Source organism: Roseibium sp. R5 (genome assembly GCF_055755305.1).
In genome coordinates, this window is the sequence record NZ_CM146910.1 from 1685388 (window position 1) to 1705589 (window position 20202).

At 55.5% G+C, this 20202-nt stretch carries 17 protein-coding genes; 12 read left to right on the plus strand and 5 right to left on the minus strand.

The genetic code is table 11. From position 1 onward, the window contains the following. Window positions 1-24: 24 nt before the first annotated feature. Together AC0J4F_RS07880 and AC0J4F_RS07885 are read right to left on the minus strand one after the other, a co-directional pair. Window positions 25-768 (minus strand): response regulator transcription factor, encoded by a 744-nt coding sequence (locus AC0J4F_RS07880; protein ID WP_473025913.1) that lies wholly within the window; start codon window positions 766-768, stop codon window positions 25-27. Beyond that, complete coding sequence (locus tag AC0J4F_RS07885; RefSeq protein ID WP_133951295.1) at window positions 765-2807, minus strand: PAS-domain containing protein; 2043 nt, start codon at window positions 2805-2807, stop codon at window positions 765-767. The genes AC0J4F_RS07880 and AC0J4F_RS07885 overlap by 4 nt, the downstream gene beginning before the upstream one ends. 166 nt (window positions 2808-2973) lie before the next feature. Between AC0J4F_RS07885 and AC0J4F_RS07890 the strand changes: the two genes are divergently transcribed. From AC0J4F_RS07890 to AC0J4F_RS07935, 10 genes are all read left to right on the plus strand, one after another. Next, complete coding sequence (locus AC0J4F_RS07890) at window positions 2974-4959, plus strand: AMP-dependent synthetase/ligase (RefSeq protein WP_133951297.1); 1986 nt, start codon at window positions 2974-2976, stop codon at window positions 4957-4959. Beyond that, window positions 4956-5783, plus strand: a complete 828-nt coding sequence (locus AC0J4F_RS07895; RefSeq protein ID WP_133951299.1) for an ABC transporter ATP-binding protein — start codon at window positions 4956-4958, stop codon at window positions 5781-5783. Before AC0J4F_RS07890 ends, AC0J4F_RS07895 begins: the two co-directional genes overlap by 4 nt. Before the next feature lie 13 nt (window positions 5784-5796). Then, window positions 5797-6750, plus strand: a complete 954-nt coding sequence (locus AC0J4F_RS07900) for a branched-chain amino acid ABC transporter permease (RefSeq protein WP_133951301.1) — start codon at window positions 5797-5799, stop codon at window positions 6748-6750. Window positions 6751-6754: 4 nt separating this feature from the next. Next, window positions 6755-7831: a branched-chain amino acid ABC transporter permease gene (locus AC0J4F_RS07905; protein WP_209174853.1), complete on the plus strand. Its 1077-nt coding sequence runs from the start codon at window positions 6755-6757 to the stop codon at window positions 7829-7831. 107 nt (window positions 7832-7938) lie between these two features. Further along, window positions 7939-9267: an ABC transporter substrate-binding protein gene (locus AC0J4F_RS07910; RefSeq protein WP_133951305.1), complete on the plus strand. Its 1329-nt coding sequence runs from the start codon at window positions 7939-7941 to the stop codon at window positions 9265-9267. 54 nt (window positions 9268-9321) lie between these two features. Then, window positions 9322-10176 (plus strand): ABC transporter ATP-binding protein, encoded by an 855-nt coding sequence (locus AC0J4F_RS07915; protein WP_008196185.1) that lies wholly within the window; start codon window positions 9322-9324, stop codon window positions 10174-10176. A gap of 26 nt (window positions 10177-10202) precedes the next feature. Beyond that, the gene (locus AC0J4F_RS07920) at window positions 10203-11441 is read left to right on the plus strand and encodes a phenylacetate--CoA ligase family protein (RefSeq protein WP_473025914.1); all 1239 of its coding nucleotides are present in this window, start codon (window positions 10203-10205) and stop codon (window positions 11439-11441) included. Window positions 11442-11571: 130 nt separating this feature from the next. Beyond that, window positions 11572-12648 carry a ferrochelatase gene (gene hemH, locus AC0J4F_RS07925; RefSeq protein WP_473025915.1) on the plus strand — a complete coding sequence of 359 codons (1077 nt, stop codon included), beginning with the start codon at window positions 11572-11574 and terminating at the stop codon, window positions 12646-12648. A gap of 198 nt (window positions 12649-12846) precedes the next feature. Then, a complete protein-coding gene (locus AC0J4F_RS07930) occupies window positions 12847-13833 on the plus strand; it encodes an SPFH domain-containing protein (protein ID WP_133951311.1) in 987 nt (328 codons plus the stop codon). Next, window positions 13830-14300, plus strand: a complete 471-nt coding sequence (locus AC0J4F_RS07935) for an NfeD family protein (RefSeq protein ID WP_133951313.1) — start codon at window positions 13830-13832, stop codon at window positions 14298-14300. Before AC0J4F_RS07930 ends, AC0J4F_RS07935 begins: the two co-directional genes overlap by 4 nt. Before the next feature lie 25 nt (window positions 14301-14325). On the opposite strand, the gene AC0J4F_RS07940 is transcribed toward AC0J4F_RS07935, so the two are convergent. From AC0J4F_RS07940 to AC0J4F_RS07950, 3 genes are all read right to left on the minus strand, one after another. Next, window positions 14326-15180, minus strand: a complete 855-nt coding sequence (locus AC0J4F_RS07940) for an OmpA/MotB family protein (protein WP_133951315.1) — start codon at window positions 15178-15180, stop codon at window positions 14326-14328. A 26-nt stretch (window positions 15181-15206) separates the two neighbouring features. Beyond that, the gene (locus tag AC0J4F_RS07945; protein ID WP_133951317.1) at window positions 15207-15974 is read right to left on the minus strand and encodes a motility protein A; all 768 of its coding nucleotides are present in this window, start codon (window positions 15972-15974) and stop codon (window positions 15207-15209) included. Window positions 15975-16130: 156 nt separating this feature from the next. Next, window positions 16131-17144 carry a KpsF/GutQ family sugar-phosphate isomerase gene (locus tag AC0J4F_RS07950; protein ID WP_133951319.1) on the minus strand — a complete coding sequence of 338 codons (1014 nt, stop codon included), beginning with the start codon at window positions 17142-17144 and terminating at the stop codon, window positions 16131-16133. A gap of 192 nt (window positions 17145-17336) precedes the next feature. On the opposite strand from AC0J4F_RS07950, the gene AC0J4F_RS07955 reads away from it, so the two are divergent. Together AC0J4F_RS07955 and AC0J4F_RS07960 are read left to right on the plus strand one after the other, a co-directional pair. Then, entirely contained in the window at window positions 17337-18809 is a 1473-nt protein-coding gene (locus AC0J4F_RS07955) for an outer membrane beta-barrel protein (RefSeq protein ID WP_133951321.1), read from the plus strand. 73 nt (window positions 18810-18882) lie between these two features. Next, window positions 18883-20169, plus strand: coding sequence for a lytic murein transglycosylase (locus AC0J4F_RS07960; RefSeq protein ID WP_133951323.1), 1287 nt, complete (start codon window positions 18883-18885; stop codon window positions 20167-20169). Window positions 20170-20202: the final 33 nt, after the last annotated feature.

Genomic DNA, 20202 nt, shown 5'->3' on the forward strand with positions numbered 1-20202 from the left:
CGGTTACTGCGTTGGGGACTGAGCTCAGTCCCACTTCACATCGCAGGTCAGCATGTAACCGGACCCGTAAATCGTCCGGATATGCGCAGGGCCGTCTTTCCTATTCAGTTTTTTGCGGATACGCGAAATGCGAACGTCGATGGACCGGTCGAGGCTTTCATCGCGGCCGCCGTGTTCAAGCAGGTAATCCCGGGTGAGTACCCGCTTTGGCGCTCGCAACAGCGCCTCCAGGAGTGTTGCTTCTCCGGTCGACAAAAAGGTTTCCTCCCCTTCCGGAGATGTCAGGCAGTGGGAAGACGGTTTGTAACTCCAGTCTGCAAAGCGCGCGGCTTCTTCCCTTTTCGCAGCACGGACCGGTTCGCCTCCCAATCTTCGAAGAATAGACCGAATGCGTGCCACGACTTCTCTCGGATCAAAGGGTTTGACAACATAGTCATCTGCGCCGAGTTCCAGGCCAAGAACCCGGTCCGTTGCATGTGCTCGGGCAGATAGAACGATGATTGGTACCGAAGAGTGCCGACGGATCTCATTGATCAAGGCCATGCCCTCCATGTCCGGGAGGCCAAGATCGACAATGCATGCGTCTGGTGTTTCTGCCTCAAGAGCAGCGAGCATCTGCGCTGCAGTTGAAAATACCTCACCTTCCATATCGAAGGGCTGCATCGCTTCGATCAACAGACGACCGATTTCCGGTTCGTCATCCACGATGAATGCGCGGGTCTTTTCCGTTGCCAAAGGCTTTGAGTGCGAAGAGCGTTCTGATGTCATGGTTGCAGTATTTTGCGGAGTGTTTTCGCGAGTTGGTAGTCGTTAAAAGGTTTAGCTAAAACAGGAAATTCACAGCTGCTGCTGTTGTCTGCGAGTGCCGACCAATCCGCGTAACCCGTCATTAAAGCGATCCCCAACTCTGGCCGGTTCTGGCGTATTTCACGGGCAAGCTTCAAACCGTTGGTTTGCCCTGGCATGATGATGTCACTCAAAACTGCACGCAGCTCCGGCAGGTCCAGCGCGAGTTGACGGGCATCGTCCGCGTTTTCCGCCTTCAATATCGCGAACCCGAGGTTCTGCAGCTGATCAGCGATAGTTTCGCTCACATCCGGATCATCCTCGATCAGCAGAAGCAGTTCTCCTGAGCCGTATTTTAAGGATGCTTTGTCTTCGCTTTCGCCGATGTCACCCGCGTCTTGCAGCCTGACAAGCGGCAAGTAGATTGTAAGTGCCGTGCCTTCTCCCAGCTTGCTGCGCACCTGGATCGCGCCGCCCGATTGCTGAATGAAGCCATAAACCATTGACAGACCCAACCCGCTGCCCGTGCCGAAAGCCTTGGTCGTAAAAAAGGGTTCAAAGATTTTGAGTTGGCTGTCTTCATCCATACCGCTGCCTGTATCAGCAACGGTTATCGCGGCATATTCTCCCGCCGACACTGACAATTCTTGGGCCTGTTGAGAATCCAGATCAGTTGCCTTCAAACCGATGGAGAGTGAGCCACCATCCGGCATCGCATCCCGCGCGTTGAAGGCCATGTTGATGAACGTTGTTTCCATCTGGGTCGGATCGATCAATGCGCCAATGCTGCGATCTTCAGCATCTATGGTGAGCGAGATGGAAGACGGAAGAGAGCCTTCAAGCAATCGTGCCGCTGACCCAATCACATCGGCGATCGGAACCCTTTGCGGATCGACCGGCTTGCCACGGCTGAAGGCCAGTAGGCGCTGGATCAGATCAGATCCTCGTTTAGCGGCTTCCAGCATCGGGGTGACCTTACTGTCGAGCGCTTCCTTGCCAACAGGTGTTTCCATCCGGCCAAGCGTAAGAAGATTGCCCATCATAATGGCCAGGAGATTGTTGAAGTCGTGCGCCAATCCCCCAGTCAGTTTGCCGACGGCATCCATTCGCTGGGATTGGACCAGCGCCGCTTCCGCTGCTTTTTGATCGCTTGCATCAAGGGACAGAACGAATATTCCGAGAGTCCGCCCGTCAACAGTCATGTCGGGGATGAGCGTCGATCGCATATAGGCCATCGTCCCATCAAGGCGTTCCCTTTGGTACTCATAGCTAACCGCGTTACCTTCAAAGGCGCGATTGATATGCGGTTCAAGCTCTGCAAACAGCTCGTCGCCCACAATATCCCGCGCCGGACGCCCGGCAATCGAAACGATGGAATGGCCGAACCAGTCCGCATATCTGCGGTTTGCAAACCTGAAAACCGGCCCTGGCGAGAGGTACGCAATGAGGGCCGGGATGTTGTCCGTCACGAGACGCAGCCAGTCCTCACTCTGCTGTAAGGCGTGCGTTCTTTCTTCGACAGTTCGTTCGAGTTTCTCCTGCCGCTGACGTTCTTCGGTGACATCCGAGTAAATCGTCACGAACCCGCCTTGGGGGAGGGGCGTCCCGGAAACCGCAATGATCTGACCGTTTGGGCGGATGCGTTCGAAATAATGCGGCTCGAAAAGCTTGGCGCGTTCGATCCGGCGTTCAATCTTGGTTTCGATGTCTCCCGGGCCATATTCGCCCCGTTCGGCATTTACGCGAATAAAATCTTGCAGGTGAGAACCGCGCCGCACAATGCTCTCCGGCATGTCCAGCATGTCGTACAAACCGCGGTTCCAAGCGACCAGGCGAAGGTCGCTGTCAAAGACGGTAAACCCCTGATTAATATGATCAAGAGCCGCCTGTAGCAGGTCGATCTGCGCTTTGAGTTGTTTGGTCTCCTCCATACCCGAACAGTAAGGTGCGATGGAGGCTTTGGCTACTGCCTTGTTTCGCACCCGCAGCGAACTTGCAACATTTCGATAAGATTTGAACATACTGCTGCAAACCACCCGAATTAGCGTGAAGGCGTTGGAAGTGGATCGAGCCTTTGTCCGTTCGACAAACCAGATTCTGGTTGAATGGGATGGCACTAGGTAGTTTCATATCCAGCATGAGAACGACCTCGGATAACCGGGGCGCCTTCTAAGGGAAGAAACATCTATGGTAGGGTCGGCCAGCGCTGGACAGCGCGCGGAGGACACCTTTCCGAAAATCCTTCTAAGCAATGGGAAGGTATTCGGATCTCGGACGGCGTTCCGGGAAAAAGATCGGGGGATCTGGCAAAGCTGGACCTGGTCTGAGGTGCTTGATGAAATCCGTGCTTTTTCAATCGGACTTCAGTCTTTGGGTCTGAAACCCAAGGACAAGATCGCTATTGTCGGGGCCAACAGGCCGCGTCTGTACTGGTCGATGGTGGCCGCGCAGGCCCTCGGCGCGGTGCCAGTGCCGGTCTATTCCGATTCTGTTGCGGAAGAGATGGCATATGTCCTCGGCCACGCGGAAGTACGGTTCGCGGTGGTCGAGGATCAGGAGCAAGTCGATAAGCTGCTCAGCATGGGCGATGAAGTTCCGTCGCTGGAGCATCTCATTTATGACGATCCTCGTGGCTTGCGCGACTATCAGCAGGATCATCTGCACTTCTTCGACACGGTTCAGGAAATCGGCCGGAAACAGTTGTCTGAGAACTCCGGCCTTGAAGCCGAATGGGTCAACGGGTTCTCAGGGTATCAAGGCAGCGACATTGCAGTGATGTTGTACACCTCCGGAACCACTGGGCGTCCGAAGGGGGTCATGCTTTCGTTCGACAACTTGGTAATATCGGCACGCAACGGAAATGCGTTCGACAACCTCGATGAGACGGAAGAGGTTCTGGCCTATCTACCGATGGCCTGGATAGGCGATCACGTGTTTTCGCTCGCGCAGGCATTTACGGCCGGATATTGCGTGAACTGCCCGGAAAGCATGGACACGATCGATACAGATCGCCTCGAAATTGCGCCAACATATTTCTTCGCCCCGCCGCGCGTTTATGAAAATCTGCTGACCCGGATCATGGTCCAGATGGAAGACGCCGGTAAGTTCAAGAAAAAGATGTTTGACTATTTCATGGGCGTTGCCCGGAAAGTCGGCGAAAAAATCTTGAACGGTGAGCAGGTCTCGTTTGGCGACCGTCTTCTTTATAACATCGGCGAGTTCTGCGTTTACGGCCCTCTCAAAAACCGTATGGGTCTAACACGCTTGAAAGTTGGCTACACTGCAGGCGAAGCGATTGGTCCGGAGATCTTCCAGTTCTTCCGCTCACTGGGGTTGAACCTCAAGCAGCTTTATGGTCAGACCGAAGCCAGCGTTTACATCACCCTTCAGCCGGACGGCGAGATCTATGGTGACACGGTGGGTAAACCGGCACCGGATGTCGAGATTAAAATCGCCGACAACGGCGAAGTCATGTACCGCTCACCGGGCGTATTCGTCGGCTATTTCAAGAATGATGAGGCGACAGCCAGCACCAAGACCCCAGACGGCTGGGTGCATACGGGCGACGCCGGCATTATTGCAGACAACGGACATCTCAAGATCATCGATCGGGCCAAGGACGTCGGCAAACTCAATGACGGAGCTTTGTTCGCTCCAAAATACATCGAGAACAAGCTGAAGTTCTTCCCAAATATCAAAGAGGCGGTTGCCTTTGGTCATGAGCGGGACATGGTGACGGTGTTCATCAACATCGACCTGACATCGGTCGGGTCTTGGGCTGAACGGAACAACGTCAACTATGCGTCCTACCAGGAACTGGCGTCCAACCCTGAAGTCTATGCGATGATCGAAAGTCACGTAGATCAGGTCAATCGTGACCTTGCCGGCGAACCTATGATGGCGGGTGCCCAGATCAAGCGCTTCCTGGTCCTGCACAAGGAACTTGACGCTGATGATGGCGAATTGACACGGACGCAGAAGGTTCGTCGGTCGTTCATCGCAGACCGGTATGCCCCGTTGATCGAGGCGCTCTATGACGGGTCGACCAGTAAACACGTGCGTACGGAAGTCACCTTCGAAGACGGGCGCAAGGGCGCCATCGAGGCGACTGTCGAAATTCGCGACATGAAGACCTACGAGCCCGGTGCTGGGTTCCAGGAGGCAGCCGAATGAACGCTCTAGTATCAGAGAAAGAACTTTCACCGGCTGCCGCTGGAGCACCTGCTGCGGGTGAAGAGCTCCTGCGCGTGGACAACGTGTCCTTGTCGTTCGGCGGCGTGAAAGCGATCACCAACATCTCTTTCGACATCCTGAAAGGGGAAATCCGCGCCATCATCGGTCCGAACGGGGCCGGCAAGACCTCAATGTTGAACGTTATCAATGGGTTCTACCATCCCCAGGAAGGCACAATTACCTGGCAAGGCAAAGTGCGCCGGAAGATGAAACCGTATGAGGCGGCCAGCAATGGCATCGCCCGGACCTTCCAAAACGTTGCGCTGTTCAAAGGCATGACGACGCTGGACAACATCATGTCCGGCCGGTCCTTGAAGATGCACAAGAACTTCTTCTGGCAAATGCTTTGGCGAGGTCCGGCAGAGGCGGAAGAAATCGAGCATCGCAAGAAGGTCGAGGACATCATCGATTTCCTCGAGATCCAGGCGATCCGCAAAACCCCGGTCGGCCGTTTGCCATATGGTCTTCAAAAGCGGGTTGAGCTTGGCCGGGCGCTTGCCATGGAACCGGATCTTCTACTTCTTGACGAGCCGATGGCCGGCATGAACTTGGAAGAAAAAGAAGACATGAGCCGCTTCATCATCGACGTGAATCAGGAGTTTGGAACCACCATCGCTCTGATTGAACACGATATGGGTGTTGTCATGGATCTCTCCGACCGTGTCGTCGTGCTCGACTACGGCAAGAAGATTGCGGACGGTCCTCCCGAGGAAGTTCAGGCCAGCCAGGCCGTTATCGACGCTTATCTCGGTGTGAGCCACTAACGGGGGGAACCAAATGCTCTACGATATTTTCATTGATCCCTTCGTCCAAATGTACCAGATGCCGGACTTTTTCCTGCAGGTACTTTGGGAAGGATTTGTTGCCGGGATCCTGTACGCGCTCATTGCGCTTGGATTTGTGCTTATCTTCAAGGCCTCCGGTGTCTTCAACTTTGCCCAGGGCATCATGGTGGTGTTTGCCGGCTTGACGCTTGTAGGCCTTCATGAAAATGGCGTTCCGGCGTATCTGGCCTTGCTGCTGACCATCGGTGTCATGGGTGTGCTGGCCTACAGCGTGGAACGGGTTGTGATGCGTCCGCTGGTCAATCAGCCAGACATCATCTTGCTGATGGCGACCATTGGACTGACTTACTTCCTGATTGGGTTTGGTGAATTTGTCTTCGGTGGTGAGCCCAAGCAAATGATCACTCAAGAACTTGGCCTGCCAACCGGTTCAACGGCATTCGAATTCGGTGAGCGTGGTCTGGTTATCCTGCAACATATTGATATTGCAGCGGCTGTGATCGCGGTCATCATGGTGGCGTCGCTCGGGATCTTCTTCAACAAGACGCGTATTGGCCGAGCCTTGCGCGCTGTTGCCGATGATCACCAGGCAGCGCTTTCCGTCGGCATTTCGCTTAATCAGATCTGGGCAATTGTCTGGTTCGCAGCAGGCCTGGTTGCGCTTGCAACGGGGATCATGTGGGGCGCGCGCTCTGACGTCTCCTTCGCGCTTGAAATCGTCGCCTTCAAGGCCTTGCCGGTCTTGATCCTCGGGGGCTTTACCTCGATCCCCGGCGCGATTGTTGGCGGCCTTATCATCGGGTTCGGCGAAAAGATCGGTGAACTTTACTGGGGTGGTCTTGTCGGCGGCGGCATTGAGTCGTGGCTCGCCTACATCATCGCACTCATTTTCCTGCTGTTCCGGCCTCAAGGGCTGTTCGGCGAAAAGATCATCGAGCGGGTTTGACACCATGTTTTATCGCGAAGCTGGCCAATTCAAAACAAGCTACCAGGCGGACCAGGCACTTATGCCGATCCGTCAGGACCGGATCGGTCTTGCGGCAATCCTGCTGATCGCATTTGTCGCCATTCCGTTCTTTGCCAACGACTTCTTTCTGACGTCCATCATGATCCCGTTCCTGGTGTTTTCGCTGGCGGCGATCGGGCTGAACGTACTGACAGGGTTCTGTGGGCAGTTGTCACTCGGCACCGGCGCCTTCATGGGTGTCGGCGCCTATGCGGCGTACAAACTGACAACCATCTTCCCGGACGCCAACGTTATCTTGATGGTGTTGTTGTCCGGTGTGTTCTCCGCCGGAGTTGGCGCAATCTTTGGTCTTCCGAGCTTGCGCATCAAAGGCCTCTACTTGGCTGTGACCACACTAGCGGCCCAGTTCTTTCTGGAATGGTGCTTCATCCGGATTGGCTGGCTCTACAACTACAATGCGTCCGGGGCGATCGAAATCCCGCATCGTGAAGCATTCGGTGTCGTTGTCTCAGGCGCGGAATCGTCTCCACTGGTGCGTTACTTCATCGTTCTGACAATCACCGTCGGCATTGCGATGTTGATGGCGAACGTCTTGCGCGGCCGGATCGGACGGTCTTGGATGATGATCCGCGACATGGACATCGCCGCGGAACTGATGGGCATCCGCCCCTTGCAAACCAAGCTGTTGGCCTTTGCCGTGTCGTCCTACATCTGCGGTGTTGCAGGTGCGATGATGGTGTTCTTCTGGCTCAATGCGGCTGAACCGTCATCCTACTCTATCCAGCTGTCCTTTCAGGTGCTGTTCATGGTGATTCTGGGCGGCTTGGGCAGCCTTGCAGGCGCCTTCATGGGCGCAGCATTCATCTGGATCCTGCCGGTCTTCCTGAAGTTCATTCCGGGTGTTCTCGGATTTGACGTGGCAGCAGAAGCCGTCGAGCATGTCACCTTTATGATCGTCGGTGCATTGATCATCTTCTTCCTGATCGTCGAGCCGCACGGGTTTGCTCGGCTGTGGCAGATCGGGAAACAAAAGCTCAGGGTCTGGCCGTTCCCGTACTAAGGCGGCCAGCCTTATACCCGCCATCCGGACTTGGACCAGTCCGGGGAGGAATGGCGTCACTGGTCTGGCGGTACCGGATCGTCCGGTCCGCATGGGAGGAGTACAAAATGAACTTCAAGCAACTTGCTCTGGGAACAGCTGTTGCCGTCGGTGTGGGCTTGTCGGGTGCTATGACGCCTGTCGCCCAGGCCGAAGACACCAACTATGTTCCGCTGCTGACTTACCGGACCGGTCCGTTCGCAGCTTCAGGCATTCACATCGCCAACGGCATGCATGACTATCTGAAAATGCTCAATGAGCGCGATGGTGGTATCGGCGGTGTCAAGCTGGCCCTCGAAGAGTGCGAAACCGGCTACAACGCGCAAAAAGGCGTGGAGTGCTACGAAGCAACCAAAGGCAAAGGCGCGCTGGTCTATAACCCGTATTCAACGGGCATCACGCTCCAGCTGATCCCGAAGGCCAGCGTTGATAAAATTCCGGTGCTCTCCATGGGGTACGGTCTGTCTGCGGCCGCAGACGGCAACACATTCCCTTGGGTCTTCAACGTGCCGGACACATACTGGGACGGTGCTTCCGTGGTCATCAAATACATTGGTGAACAGGAAGGTGGCCTGGACAATCTGAACGGCAAAAAGATTGGTTACATCTTCCTGGATGCCGGCTATGGCCGTGAGCCGATCCCGCTTCTGGAACAGCTCGCAGAAAAGCATGGCTTTGAGCTCCTGAAGTACCCGGTTGGTCTGAAGGAAATGCAGAACCAGTCCTCACAGTGGCTGAACGTGCGCCGTGACCGTCCGGACTACATGATCATGTGGGGCTGGGGCGCAATGAACCCGACCGCGATCAAGGAAGCCGTCAAAATCCGCTACCCGATGGACAAGTTCATTGGTGTGTGGTGGTCCGCAGGCGATGACGATGCGGCTGCAGGCGGTCAGGACGCTAAAGGCTACAAGGCTCTGAACTTCTCTGGCGTTGGCCGTGACTTCCCGGCTCTGGATGACATTCAGAAGTATGTCATTGACGCTGGTCTGTCTTCCACGGACGGCGAGACACTGGGTCAGACGCTCTACAACCGTGGTGTCTTGAACTCCGTAATCGTTGCCGAAGGCATTCGTACCGCTCAGGAACTGACCGGTAAGAAAGTGATCACCGGTGAAGACATGCGGATGGGTCTGGAAGCCTTGAACCTTGACGAAGCTCGTCTTGCAGAACTGGGCCTGAAGGGCTTTGCACATCCAATGAAGGTGACCTGTGAAGACCACTCCGGCAGCCATCCTGTGTTCGTTCAAGAGTGGAACGGCACAAAGTGGCAGCAGGCATCTGGCTGGATTGAACCGATGACCGACGTCGTTCGTCCGCTTATCGAAGCTGCGGCTAAAGAATACGCAGAGAAAAACGCTCCGTGGCCCGCACGGACTGAACCCTGCCCGAACTGATTGGCAGCTCGCTCCGCCGCACCACAGCGGCGGAGCCTCTCAGGAGAGGACGGAATGGCTTTATTGGATGTAGAAACGCCGAACACGGAAGCTGCCGCTGAGCCGGCTGAAACGATCCTGTCGGTCAACAATATCGAAGTGATTTATGACCACGTGATCCTGGTGCTCAAGGGCGTGTCCCTGACTGTGCCGAAGGGTGGGATCGTGGCCTTGCTCGGTGCGAACGGCGCCGGCAAATCAACCACCTTGAAGGCCATATCCAATCTGCTCGGCGCTGAGCGCGGAGATGTGACAAAGGGCAAGATTCTGTTTGAAGGGGAAGAAGTTCAAGCGCTGTCTCCAAATGATCTGGTCCGCCGCGGGTGTATTCAGGTCATGGAAGGCCGGCACTGCTTTGGCCACCTTTCAATTGAAGAAAACCTGCTGACAGGTGCTTACACCCGCAAGGACGGGCACGCTGCGGTAAAGGCAGATCTGGAGATGGTTTATGACTATTTCCCCCGTTTGAGAGAACGCCGCCAGAGCCAGGCGGGGTACACCTCAGGCGGTGAGCAACAGATGTGCGCGATTGGCCGGGCCCTGATGAGCCGGCCGAAGATGATCCTGCTGGACGAACCGAGCATGGGCCTTGCGCCGCAGCTGGTGGAAGAGATTTTCGAAATTGTTCGCAAGCTCAACCAAAACGAAGGTGTTTCCTTCCTCTTGGCTGAGCAGAACACCAACGTTGCGCTCAAATACGCAACCTACGGCTATATTATGGAATCCGGACGGATTGTTCTTGATGGGGCTGGGAAATCCCTTCTGGAGAACGAAGACGTGAAGGAATTCTACCTTGGTGTCGGCGGCGAAGGACGCCGCTCCTTTAAGGACGTCAAACACTACAAACGAAGAAAGCGCTGGCTGGCCTAAACTAGGGCTTACAGGCGGAGACGACCATGAGCAATCAACCATATGAGGCGCGCGAGCAGCAAAACCCTGCTCAGCGCGAACAGGATCTCTTTGCCCGGCTACCGGAGCAACTGAGTGGCGCCATGCAGTCTGCCCCAGGGTGGGCGGCGCAATTGGATGGTATCGATGCGCATTCCGTGACAGACCGTGCGGCGCTTGCAAAACTACCGGTCTTGCGCAAATCCGAGATGCTCGAGAAGCAGAAAGCGGCCCCTCCGTTTGGTGGCTTCCTATCGCAAAACGGTGTTACGGCCGCGCGCGTTTTCATGTCGCCTGGACCGATCTGGGAACCTCAAGCACCCGGTCTGGATCCGTGGAACGGGGCGCGGGCGTTGCACGCTGCAGGCTTCAGGAAGGGCGATACCGTTCTCAATGCCTTCTCTTACCATTTGACACCTGGCGGCTTCATCCTGGATCAGGCTGCGATTGCGATGGGCTGCTCCGTGTTTCCTGCCGGTGTTGGCAACACGGATATGCAAGTGGAAGCGGTTGAAGTGTTAAAGCCGACCGGTTTCACGGGAACACCAGACTACCTCAAGGTTCTCCTCGACCGTGGGGCAGAGCAGGGCCGGGACATGTCCTCCATCAAGGTTGCGCTGGTCTCCGGCGGTGCCTTGTTCCCGGCCTTGCGCGAGGAATATGCATCCAAGGGCATATCCGTTGCGCAGTGTTATGCGACGGCCGACCTCGGTGTCATTGCTTATGAGACCGAAGCGCGCGAAGGCATGGTGGTCAATGAGGACTATATTGTTGAGATCGTGCGCCCTGGAACGGGAGAACCGGTTGCCGATGGCGAAGTCGGTGAGCTTGTGGTCACCAACTTCAACCCCCTCTACCCGTTGATCCGGTTTGGAACCGGGGACCTGTCGATGGTTATGCCCGGTCAGTCGCCCTGCGGGCGGACCAACATGCGGCTGGCCGGGTGGATGGGACGGGCCGATCAGCGGACCAAAATTAAAGGTATGTTTGTCGACCCGTCCCAAATCGCCCAGATCCTCAGCAGCCATCCGGAAGTCAAGAAAGCGCGCTTGTCTGTCAGCCGTGCCGGGGCCAGTGATGCCATGAAGCTGTCTGTCGAGACGGAGGTCATGGGCAACGGGCTTGCTGAGCGTGTTGCAGATACCTTGCGGGATGTAACCCGATTAAAGGGAGATGTAGAACTTGTGTCTCCCGGGACGCTGCCGAACGACGGGAAGGTCATCGCTGACGAACGCGACTACGGCTAAGGCTGCCAGTCGCCTGGTCGGTGTCTGTTAAGAAAAGATCATCTGCGCCGGTGATGCCGCATTGGCCTTCCGCAGTCGTTGTCCTATGTATGGGCGAAAGTGACGCAAAGCGTAAGGGTAATGAAAGCAGATGAACGTTCAACCGACAGCTCCCATCCTCGATCAGGCGGCTGAGTTTCAAAAAGTCCGCCTGCCTGAGGGACACCCGGATGTAAAAGCCGGAAAGGTCGGCGTCCTTCTTGTCAATCTCGGCACGCCGGATGCGACGGACTACTGGCCAATGCGCCGGTATCTTCGGGAGTTCTTGTCGGACAAACGCGTGATCGAATGGCCTAAGGCGATTTGGTATCCGATCCTCTATGGCATTGTTCTAATGACCCGCCCGGGGAAATCCGGCAAGGCCTATGAAGAAATCTGGAATCACGAGAAGAATGAGTCGCCCCTGCGCACCATTACCCGCAGTCAGTCGGACAAGCTCACTGAAATGCTGGGCGATGCCAATGGCCGGCTGAAAGTGGATTGGGCGATGCGCTACGGCCAGCCGTCAATCCCCGATAAGCTGAAAGCGCTTAAAGAGGCCGGCTGCGACAGAATTCTCGTGTTCCCGCTTTACCCGCAGTATTCGGCCACAACCACGGCCACTGTGAACGACGTTGTCTGCAAAACCCTGATTGACATGCGCTGGCAGCCAGCAATCCGGACTGTGCCACCCTATCATGATGATCCGATCTACGTGAACGCCCTGGCGAAATCGGTCGAGAGGCATCTGGAAAGCCTGGATTTCGAGCCGGAAACGATCCTTACGTCCTACCACGGTATCCCGCAGTCCTATTTCAAGCGCGGCGATCCTTACCATTGCCACTGCATGAAAACGACGCGCCTGATGCGTGAGGTGCTGGGCATGGATGAAACGAAATTGCGGACCACGTTCCAGTCCCGTTTCGGGCCTGAAGAGTGGCTTCAACCCTACACCGATAAGACCGTAGAACAACTTGCCAAAGACGGCATGAAGAACATTGCTGTCATGAACCCTGGGTTCGTGTCGGATTGCCTTGAAACGCTCGAAGAAATCGCTGGCGAGGCTGGCGAGATCTTTGAAGAGGCCGGCGGCGAAAACTTCACTCATATCCCATGCCTCAACGACAGCGATCTGGGAATGGATGTTCTGAACACGATCGTTCGCCGCGAGCTCGGCGGTTGGATTTGATCTGAATTGGAAGTTGAAGTTCATCGGGCGTTGCGAACAGCAATGCCCGGTGTATAGAGGCCGTCATAATCCAGCCAGGCTCAAGCGCCTAATATCATTTTGAAAACAGTCACACCACGTTGACGCTGGGTGTTTCGTCTGGAACAACCCGATCTCACGTCGTAGTGTGCTGTCAGATAATGATTTTAGGAGGCTGAAATGCCTATTGCCGGATTTGATATTGTTTTGATCGGCGTACTTTTGCTGGTCATCCTTGTGTTCTTTGCCGGGGTCAAAACAGTCCCGCAAGGATACAATTACACGATTGAGCGTTTTGGGCGGTACCGTAAGACACTGACCCCAGGACTGAACTTCATCATTCCGTTCATCGACCGGATCGGTCACAAGCTGAACATGATGGAGCAGGTGCTGGATGTTCCCTCGCAAGAGGTGATTACCCGAGACAACGCGACCGTGACGGCCGATGGTGTCACGTTTTATCAGGTGCTTGATGCCGCCCGGGCAGCCTATGAAGTTCTGGGTCTACAGAACGCTATCCTCAATTTGACAATGACAAATATCAGGTCGGTCATGGGATCCATGGATCTTGATAGTCTGTTGTCCAACCGCGACGAAATCAACGCCCAAATCCTGAGGGTTGTGGACGCCGCCGCTGAGCCGTGGGGTATCAAGATCACCAGGATTGAGATCAAGGACATCAATCCGCCGCGTGATCTTGTTGATGCTATGGGCCGGCAGATGAAGGCCGAGCGGGAAAAACGGGCATCGATCCTTGAAGCGGAAGGCAAACGTCAGTCCGAAATCTTAAAGGCAGAAGGCGAGAAGCAATCTCTCATCCTTGAGGCAGAAGGGCGCAGAGAATCAGCGTTCCGGGACGCGGAAGCCAGAGAGCGTGAGGCGGAAGCCGAGGCCAAAGCAACGCAAATGGTCAGTGAGGCCATCGCCAATGGTGATGTGCAGGCGATCAACTACTTCGTTGCCAATAAATACGTTGAAGCCTTCACGGCGCTGGCTACGTCCCGCAACCAAAAGACCCTGATTTTGCCAATGGAAGCAACCTCCTTGCTTGGCTCGTTGAGCGGTATCGGCGAGATTGCGAAGGAAGCTTTTGGTGATGGCGATAAACCTCAACGGTCATCATCTGGGGTGCCGGTTACACGTACATCGACCGGAGAACAGCAATGAGTCTTACAGAGAGCATCATTCAGGCTCTCGGCTCGTGGAGCTGGGTCGTCCTGGGGTTGATCCTTCTGGGACTGGAAATTCTGGCTCCTGGCACGGTCTTCCTATGGTTTGGACTGTCTGCCATTGTGGTCGGGATTGTTGCGCTGCTCTTCGATTTCAGCTGGCAGGTTCATGTCGGCCTCTTTGTTGTCCTCTCAATTGTCAGCTTGTTGATTGGTCGTAAGCTGATGCTGAAAGCGGCTTCTGAGACCGGGGATCCGGGGTTGAACAAGCGCGGCAGCCGTTACATTGGACGTGAATTCACCCTCACGACGCCGTTAAGCGAAGGCGCCGGCAAGCTGTCAATTGATGATACGATTTGGCGGATTTCAGGCCCAGATTTGCCAGCAGGCACAAAAGTGCGTGTCGATGGTGTCGACGGCGCTCGGTTGGTTGTTTCCGATGTTAACGGGGAGAGCACGTCTTAGCCCCGTTGTAGATCGCAACACTGGCTTAGAGCTTGTGGCCCGGCGGGATCGGTGGTTCTTCGGCCATCAATAGGATACCAACCCGCCGGTTGGCCGCAAGATAAGGATCGTTCGGGAACAAAGGTTCCGTGTCCGACTTTCCAACCACTGAATAGAATTGTCCGTCCGGCACACCATACTCTGAGAGGATCTGACGGGCGACATTGGCACGCTCCGTCGACAGGTCCCATCCGGTGTAGCTGGGGTCTACCGTTGCTGCACCAGCTGTCGTATGCCCGGTGATCTCGATCCGGTTGGGCATTCGCGCAAGCACCGGTGCCATCTTCGCGATCAGCCGGCGTGTGGTCTCGTAAGGATACTTCGACCCTTCTCGGAACATGGACCGGCCGTCCTGATCAACCAGCATGATGTTCAGGCCTTCCTCGGTCTCTTCCAAAATGATGTTGGTCGAAACTTCCGTGATTTCTGGCATTTCCTGCCAGGCTTGCCGAAGGGAGGCCGCGGCGGTTGCAAACTGACGCGGTTTTTCGATTTCCGCTTCCATCGTGTCGTGCGTGTTGGCTTCCGGGCCTTGTTTGCGGCGCTTCTCGTGGCGCTCTTGTGCAAAATCTGAGTCCAGTTCCTGCTCGACCTGGCTGATATCTTTCATGTAGTCCCGGATCGGGATGCCTTCGACTTCGATGATCCCGGTACGGCGAGAGTTTTCTTTCACGCCAAAGGCTTCGCGCATTGAACCGGCGACGACCTGAAGTTTTTCCTTATCTTGAATGGAAAACGAGATGATCAGAACGAAGAAACACACGAGGAGTGACATCAAATCGGCGAACGTAACCAGCCAATCCGGTGCGCCGCCTCCCCCTTGTGGTTTCTTTCTTGCCATAACGCGTTACTCGCCCCTAAGCCAACTTAAGCAGCTTCTGCCAGATCAGCCCGGGCTTTTTCCGGCAGATATGCAACCAGCATTTCCTTGATCAGGGCAGGGCTCTTGGATTCTCGGATTTGGCAAACACCATCGATGATCAGGGTTTGGTTCAATTCATCGACATCAAACTTTGCATCCAGCTTGTCGACCATCGGCAGGCACAAGATGTTGGAAATCAATGCGCCATAGAGCGTTGTCAAAAGAGCAACCGCCATGGACGGGCCGATCGCGGCCGGATCGTCCATGTTCGCAAGCATTTGGACGAGACCGACCAGCGTACCGATCATGCCGAAGGCCGGTGCTGAATCGCCAAGGGCTTTCATCACACGTTTGCCCTCCGACAAACGGCTTAATTGAAGGTCGCGTTCGCGCTCCATGGCTTCCTTGATGAATTCCAATTCGTATCCGTCGGCGATGTATTGCACGCCTTTTGCAAGGACAGGATCTGAAACGTCGACGTTCTCAAGACCGAGCGGACCGGACTTGCGAACTATTTCACCGAGGTTGGTAATTTCAGAAATGAGGTCGCGCGGGCTTGCGCTTTTCCCGGACAACGCAACCTTGAAGGCGGTCGTGAACGCCGCTGCGATATCGGAAACCTGAAATCGGATAAGGGTCGCGGCAAGGCCGCCACCGATAACGATCAGCATAGATGGAACATCGACGAATTGGCCAAAACTGCCGCCAAGAAAAATAGCGGTAATAACGATGGCAAACGCACCGATAATTCCAAGTAGGGTCGCGAGATCCATACGAAACACACCAAGGTCTCGGGCGAAAGGCCCAGTCAAACTTGGGGGCAGTGTAGGCTCGCTATGGCTAATCAAATGCTAATGCTGCCATTTAAATTTCGCAGCGCTTAGAAAATGTCAGAATCCGTGACCTACTTGTGAACGCAAAGCTATCGTTTAAGCGGCACCGGCTCGAAGAAGGTCATGCATGTGGACAATTCCAACTGGCCGGCCGTCTTCTACGACAAAAACAGTTGTGATCGAGGAACTGTTCAGGAGTTCCAGGATTGAGGCTGAAAGTGTCCCCGGATGCACAGTCTTCGGCCCGCGTGTCATGATGTCGCCAGCCGTTTTTTCCAGAAGGTTGGATGTCACATGGCGGCGCAAATCACCATCGGTGATGATGCCCATCAACTGGTTCAACTCGTCTACAACACCGAGAACGCCAAAGCCTTTTTGTGACATGACAACAATACCGTCGGTCATGGGTGTAGCTGCCGGGACAAGCGGAAGCGACTCGCCAAGATGCATGATGTCTTTTGCCGTCTTGAGGCTGGCGCCAAGGCGGCCACCAGGGTGAAAGACCTTATAGTCCTGAACGGTAAACCCGCGCCCCTCGAGAAGCGCCACCGTCAAAGCATCACCGAGGGCAAGCTGTACCAGAGCAGATGTTGTTGGCGCCAGGCCGTGAGGGCAAGCTTCAGCCACGCTTGGTAGCTTTAGAACGACGTCCGCGGCATTGCCGAGCGTGCTGTCCTGCCGTGATGTGATGGCAACCAATGGAACTTTAAAGCGCCGTGTGTACGCCACAAGGCTGGCAAGTTCCTGTGTTTCACCGGACCAGGACAATGCAAGGACAACGTCGTCTTGGGTAATCATCCCGAGATCGCCGTGGCTTGCCTCCGTGGCATGGACGAAGAACGCAGGCGTTCCTGTTGAGGCAAGGCTTGCCGCGATCTTGGTCCCAATATGGCCGCTCTTGCCGATGCCCGAGACAATGACACGCCCGGAAATGCCTTGGATAAGGCTGCAGGCTTTCTGGAAAGGCGCCGCCAGCCCATCTTTCAGAGCCACCCGCAATGCGCTCAGCCCTGCCATTTCGGTTTCCAGGGCCCGCTCAGCGGAAACGATATACTCCATGTGCAGCTCTGAGCTTTCCGAAGTGTTGGGGTCTTGAGCTGGGCTGGTCATGGATCGCGGTCTTTCTTGCTTTTCGGCGCTAGAATTAGGCCACCGCAGGCTTTCGTTCAAGAACCTGTTTATTTTATGTCCATATCCAGCAGCTATGGTTAATCAGCGTTGGCATTTTGCAATATGGAAACGAAGCATTAACCATCCTTCGTCAGGTTGGGCGGGTATAATCTGACCGCTTTCTGGCTGTAAATGACACGTTTTTTAACATGCATCATCTGTTTCGCGCTTAGCCTGGCGCTTGCGGAACCGTCGTTCGCTCAGACGGCGGTGCCGGGTCTGCGTGGTTCGGATGATCCTGGACGTGTCAATGCTGCAGATGATGATGGCCGGGAAGAAGCAGAAACGCCGGCAGGTGTGAACCCGACACAATCAAACGTTTTTGCTCTGCGGCCTTCCGTCAATATCGCGGAAGAAGAGGATGGATCAACGGGACTCGGTGCAGCCGGACGTGTTCAGCCGGTGAGGCCATTCTCCGACAGGATAACTGCCGTAACGCGTGCCGTCCCTCTCGCTCAGGGCGGAATCGACGATACTGTCTTTGGCGGTGACACCACGTTCGATGCGCCAGACGGGATTCGCCTCGGCTCGTTCATTTTGACACCGCAATTGACTGTCACCGCTGGCTATACCGACAACACCTCAAGATCAGCAACAGGTGGTCCGGGCAGTCTTTACAGAATCGCCCCGGACATTTCTCTGACTTCGGATTGGGTCCGGCACCAGTTTGATGCCTCCTTGCGCGGCAGTTACATCGGTTATCCTGGAAATCCGGACGACGATGACATTTTCGGGTCCGCCGCGGCGGGCCTGCGTCTCGATATAACCGAGGCAACACGGGTTGATGCGGACATCAGCTACGGCATTAGCCGGGAGGAAGATGGGAGCGCCGAGTCGCTCGGGAATGACACTTTCATCCATGAAGGCAATATCGATCTCGGTGTCACGCGCAATGTCGGTCTTCTTGCTGCGACTGCAGCCCTTGGCGCAGATCGCAGGGTCTATGATTCAGATAGCACCATCGAGAGCGGGCGTGACAACACAGTCTATTCAGCGAGTTTGAGGCTCGGCAGCAACGCCGGAGGCTTGTTGTCACCGTTTGCTCAAGGCTCGCTCCTTTTCCGCCGGTTCGATCAAACCTGCAGCGACAATATTTGCGAAATCCGGGATGCAGACGGGTATGAGCTTCGTGGCGGTCTTGCCATTGCGGCTGGCCCGAAACTCGTCGGTGAAGTCAGCGCCGGTTGGCGTTTGGAAGACATTGAAGACAGCCGTTTGAAAAATCTGTCGGGGCTTGTGATTGACGGATCGCTGGTCTGGTCGCCCAGCCGCCTGACAACGGTCACAGCTGGCGTTGGAACGAGTTTTGATGCGACGGATATCGACAATGCCAGCGGCTCCATTATCTACTCTGGAGATCTTCGGCTTGCGCATGCCTTCAGCGACCGCTGGGTTGGCGAGGCTGGGCTTGGTTACAGCTATCGGACATATGAAGGTGTTTCGATCGAGGAAAACACGCTGACCGGCTTTGGTGGAATGACATACGCGTTGACGCAAAACGTTGCGCTCACTGCAAATTACATTCATCGCCGCTTTGAGAGTTCCCAAGACGGTGGTGATTACACCGAAAACGCCATTGAAGCCGGCCTTCGTTTCCGGCATTAACTACACAGTAACCAAAAACAGATCATTTGGACGAGGCGGGGCGACACTACGGTTAGGGCATTAGGAGGCCCGTATGCGGGATATTTTTCGGCAAACGACACGTGTGATCGGCGGAATGCCTTCGGTTTTTTCCTTCAAACCAGTGCTGCGTAACAGCCTACGAGCGCTTGTTATTGCCGTTGGCAGTCTAAGTGCCAGTACTGCCTTCGCTACGAGCGGCGGGGCGTCAGATCCCGGTTTTACCCGCTTTATCAAGGATTTCTGGCCGACAGCCCGGTCTGCTGGCATCACCGCCCAGACCTACAATGCGGTCTTCACGGGCATGCAGCCCGACAACGATACGATCCGCCTGATGAGCAAGCAGTCGGAGTTCGTAAAGCCGATTTGGGAATACCTCGATAGCGCAGTTTCCGATACCCGTGTCGAAAAGGGCCGTGAGCTTCTGATCGAGTACGATGGTGTCCTGCGCCAAATCGAAGCCCGCTACGGTGTTGACCGTGAGGCCGTGCTCGCCATTTGGGGCATGGAAACCAACTACGGCGGCTTCATGGGCCGCCACAACGTTATTCAGGCGCTTGCGACCCTGGCTTATGCCGCGCCGAGGCGGACAGACTTCTGGCGCAAAGAACTCGTAACGGCACTTGCGATTGTTCAGGCCGGGCATGTGAAATTCTCTGAGATGGAAGGCTCCTGGGCAGGAGCAATGGGCCATACCCAATTCATGCCGTCCAGCTGGAAAGCCTATTCGGCGGATTACAACGGTGATGGAAAGCGGGATATCTGGACCTCCATTCCAGATGCTCTAGCGTCCACCGCCTACTATTTGAAACGCCATGGTTGGCAGACGGGCAAAACCTGGGGCTATGAAGTCCAGCTCCCGAACGGTTTTGACTATAATCTTGCCGATGGTGAGAAGACACTCACACTTGGTGAATGGCAGCGTTATGGCATCCGCCGGGTCAATGGCCGCGGGTTTCCGCGTCCATCCGACAACGGCATCCTTGTCTTGCCTGCCGGCGCATCCGGCCCCGCCTTTTTGATGCTGCGCAATTTTTACGTAATCAAGCGGTACAACAACGCAACGGCTTATGCCCTTGCAGTTGGCCATCTGGCGGATCGTATTATTGGTGGTGGACCTCTGGCCGGAAACTGGTCGAAGGAACATCTGCCACTAACACGGTCTGAAACGACCGAGTTGCAGGCGCTTTTAAACCAGAAGGGCTTTTCTGTTGGGGCTGCCGACGGCAAAGTCGGCCCGGCCACACGTCGCGGTATCCGGGCCTATCAGCGGTCAAAGGGGATGGTGCCTGATGGGCATCCGTCGGTTGTTTTGCTGGCGCACCTGAAAACAGGCCGCTAAACTGACCTGAACACGGATCGGTGTCGGGACGCG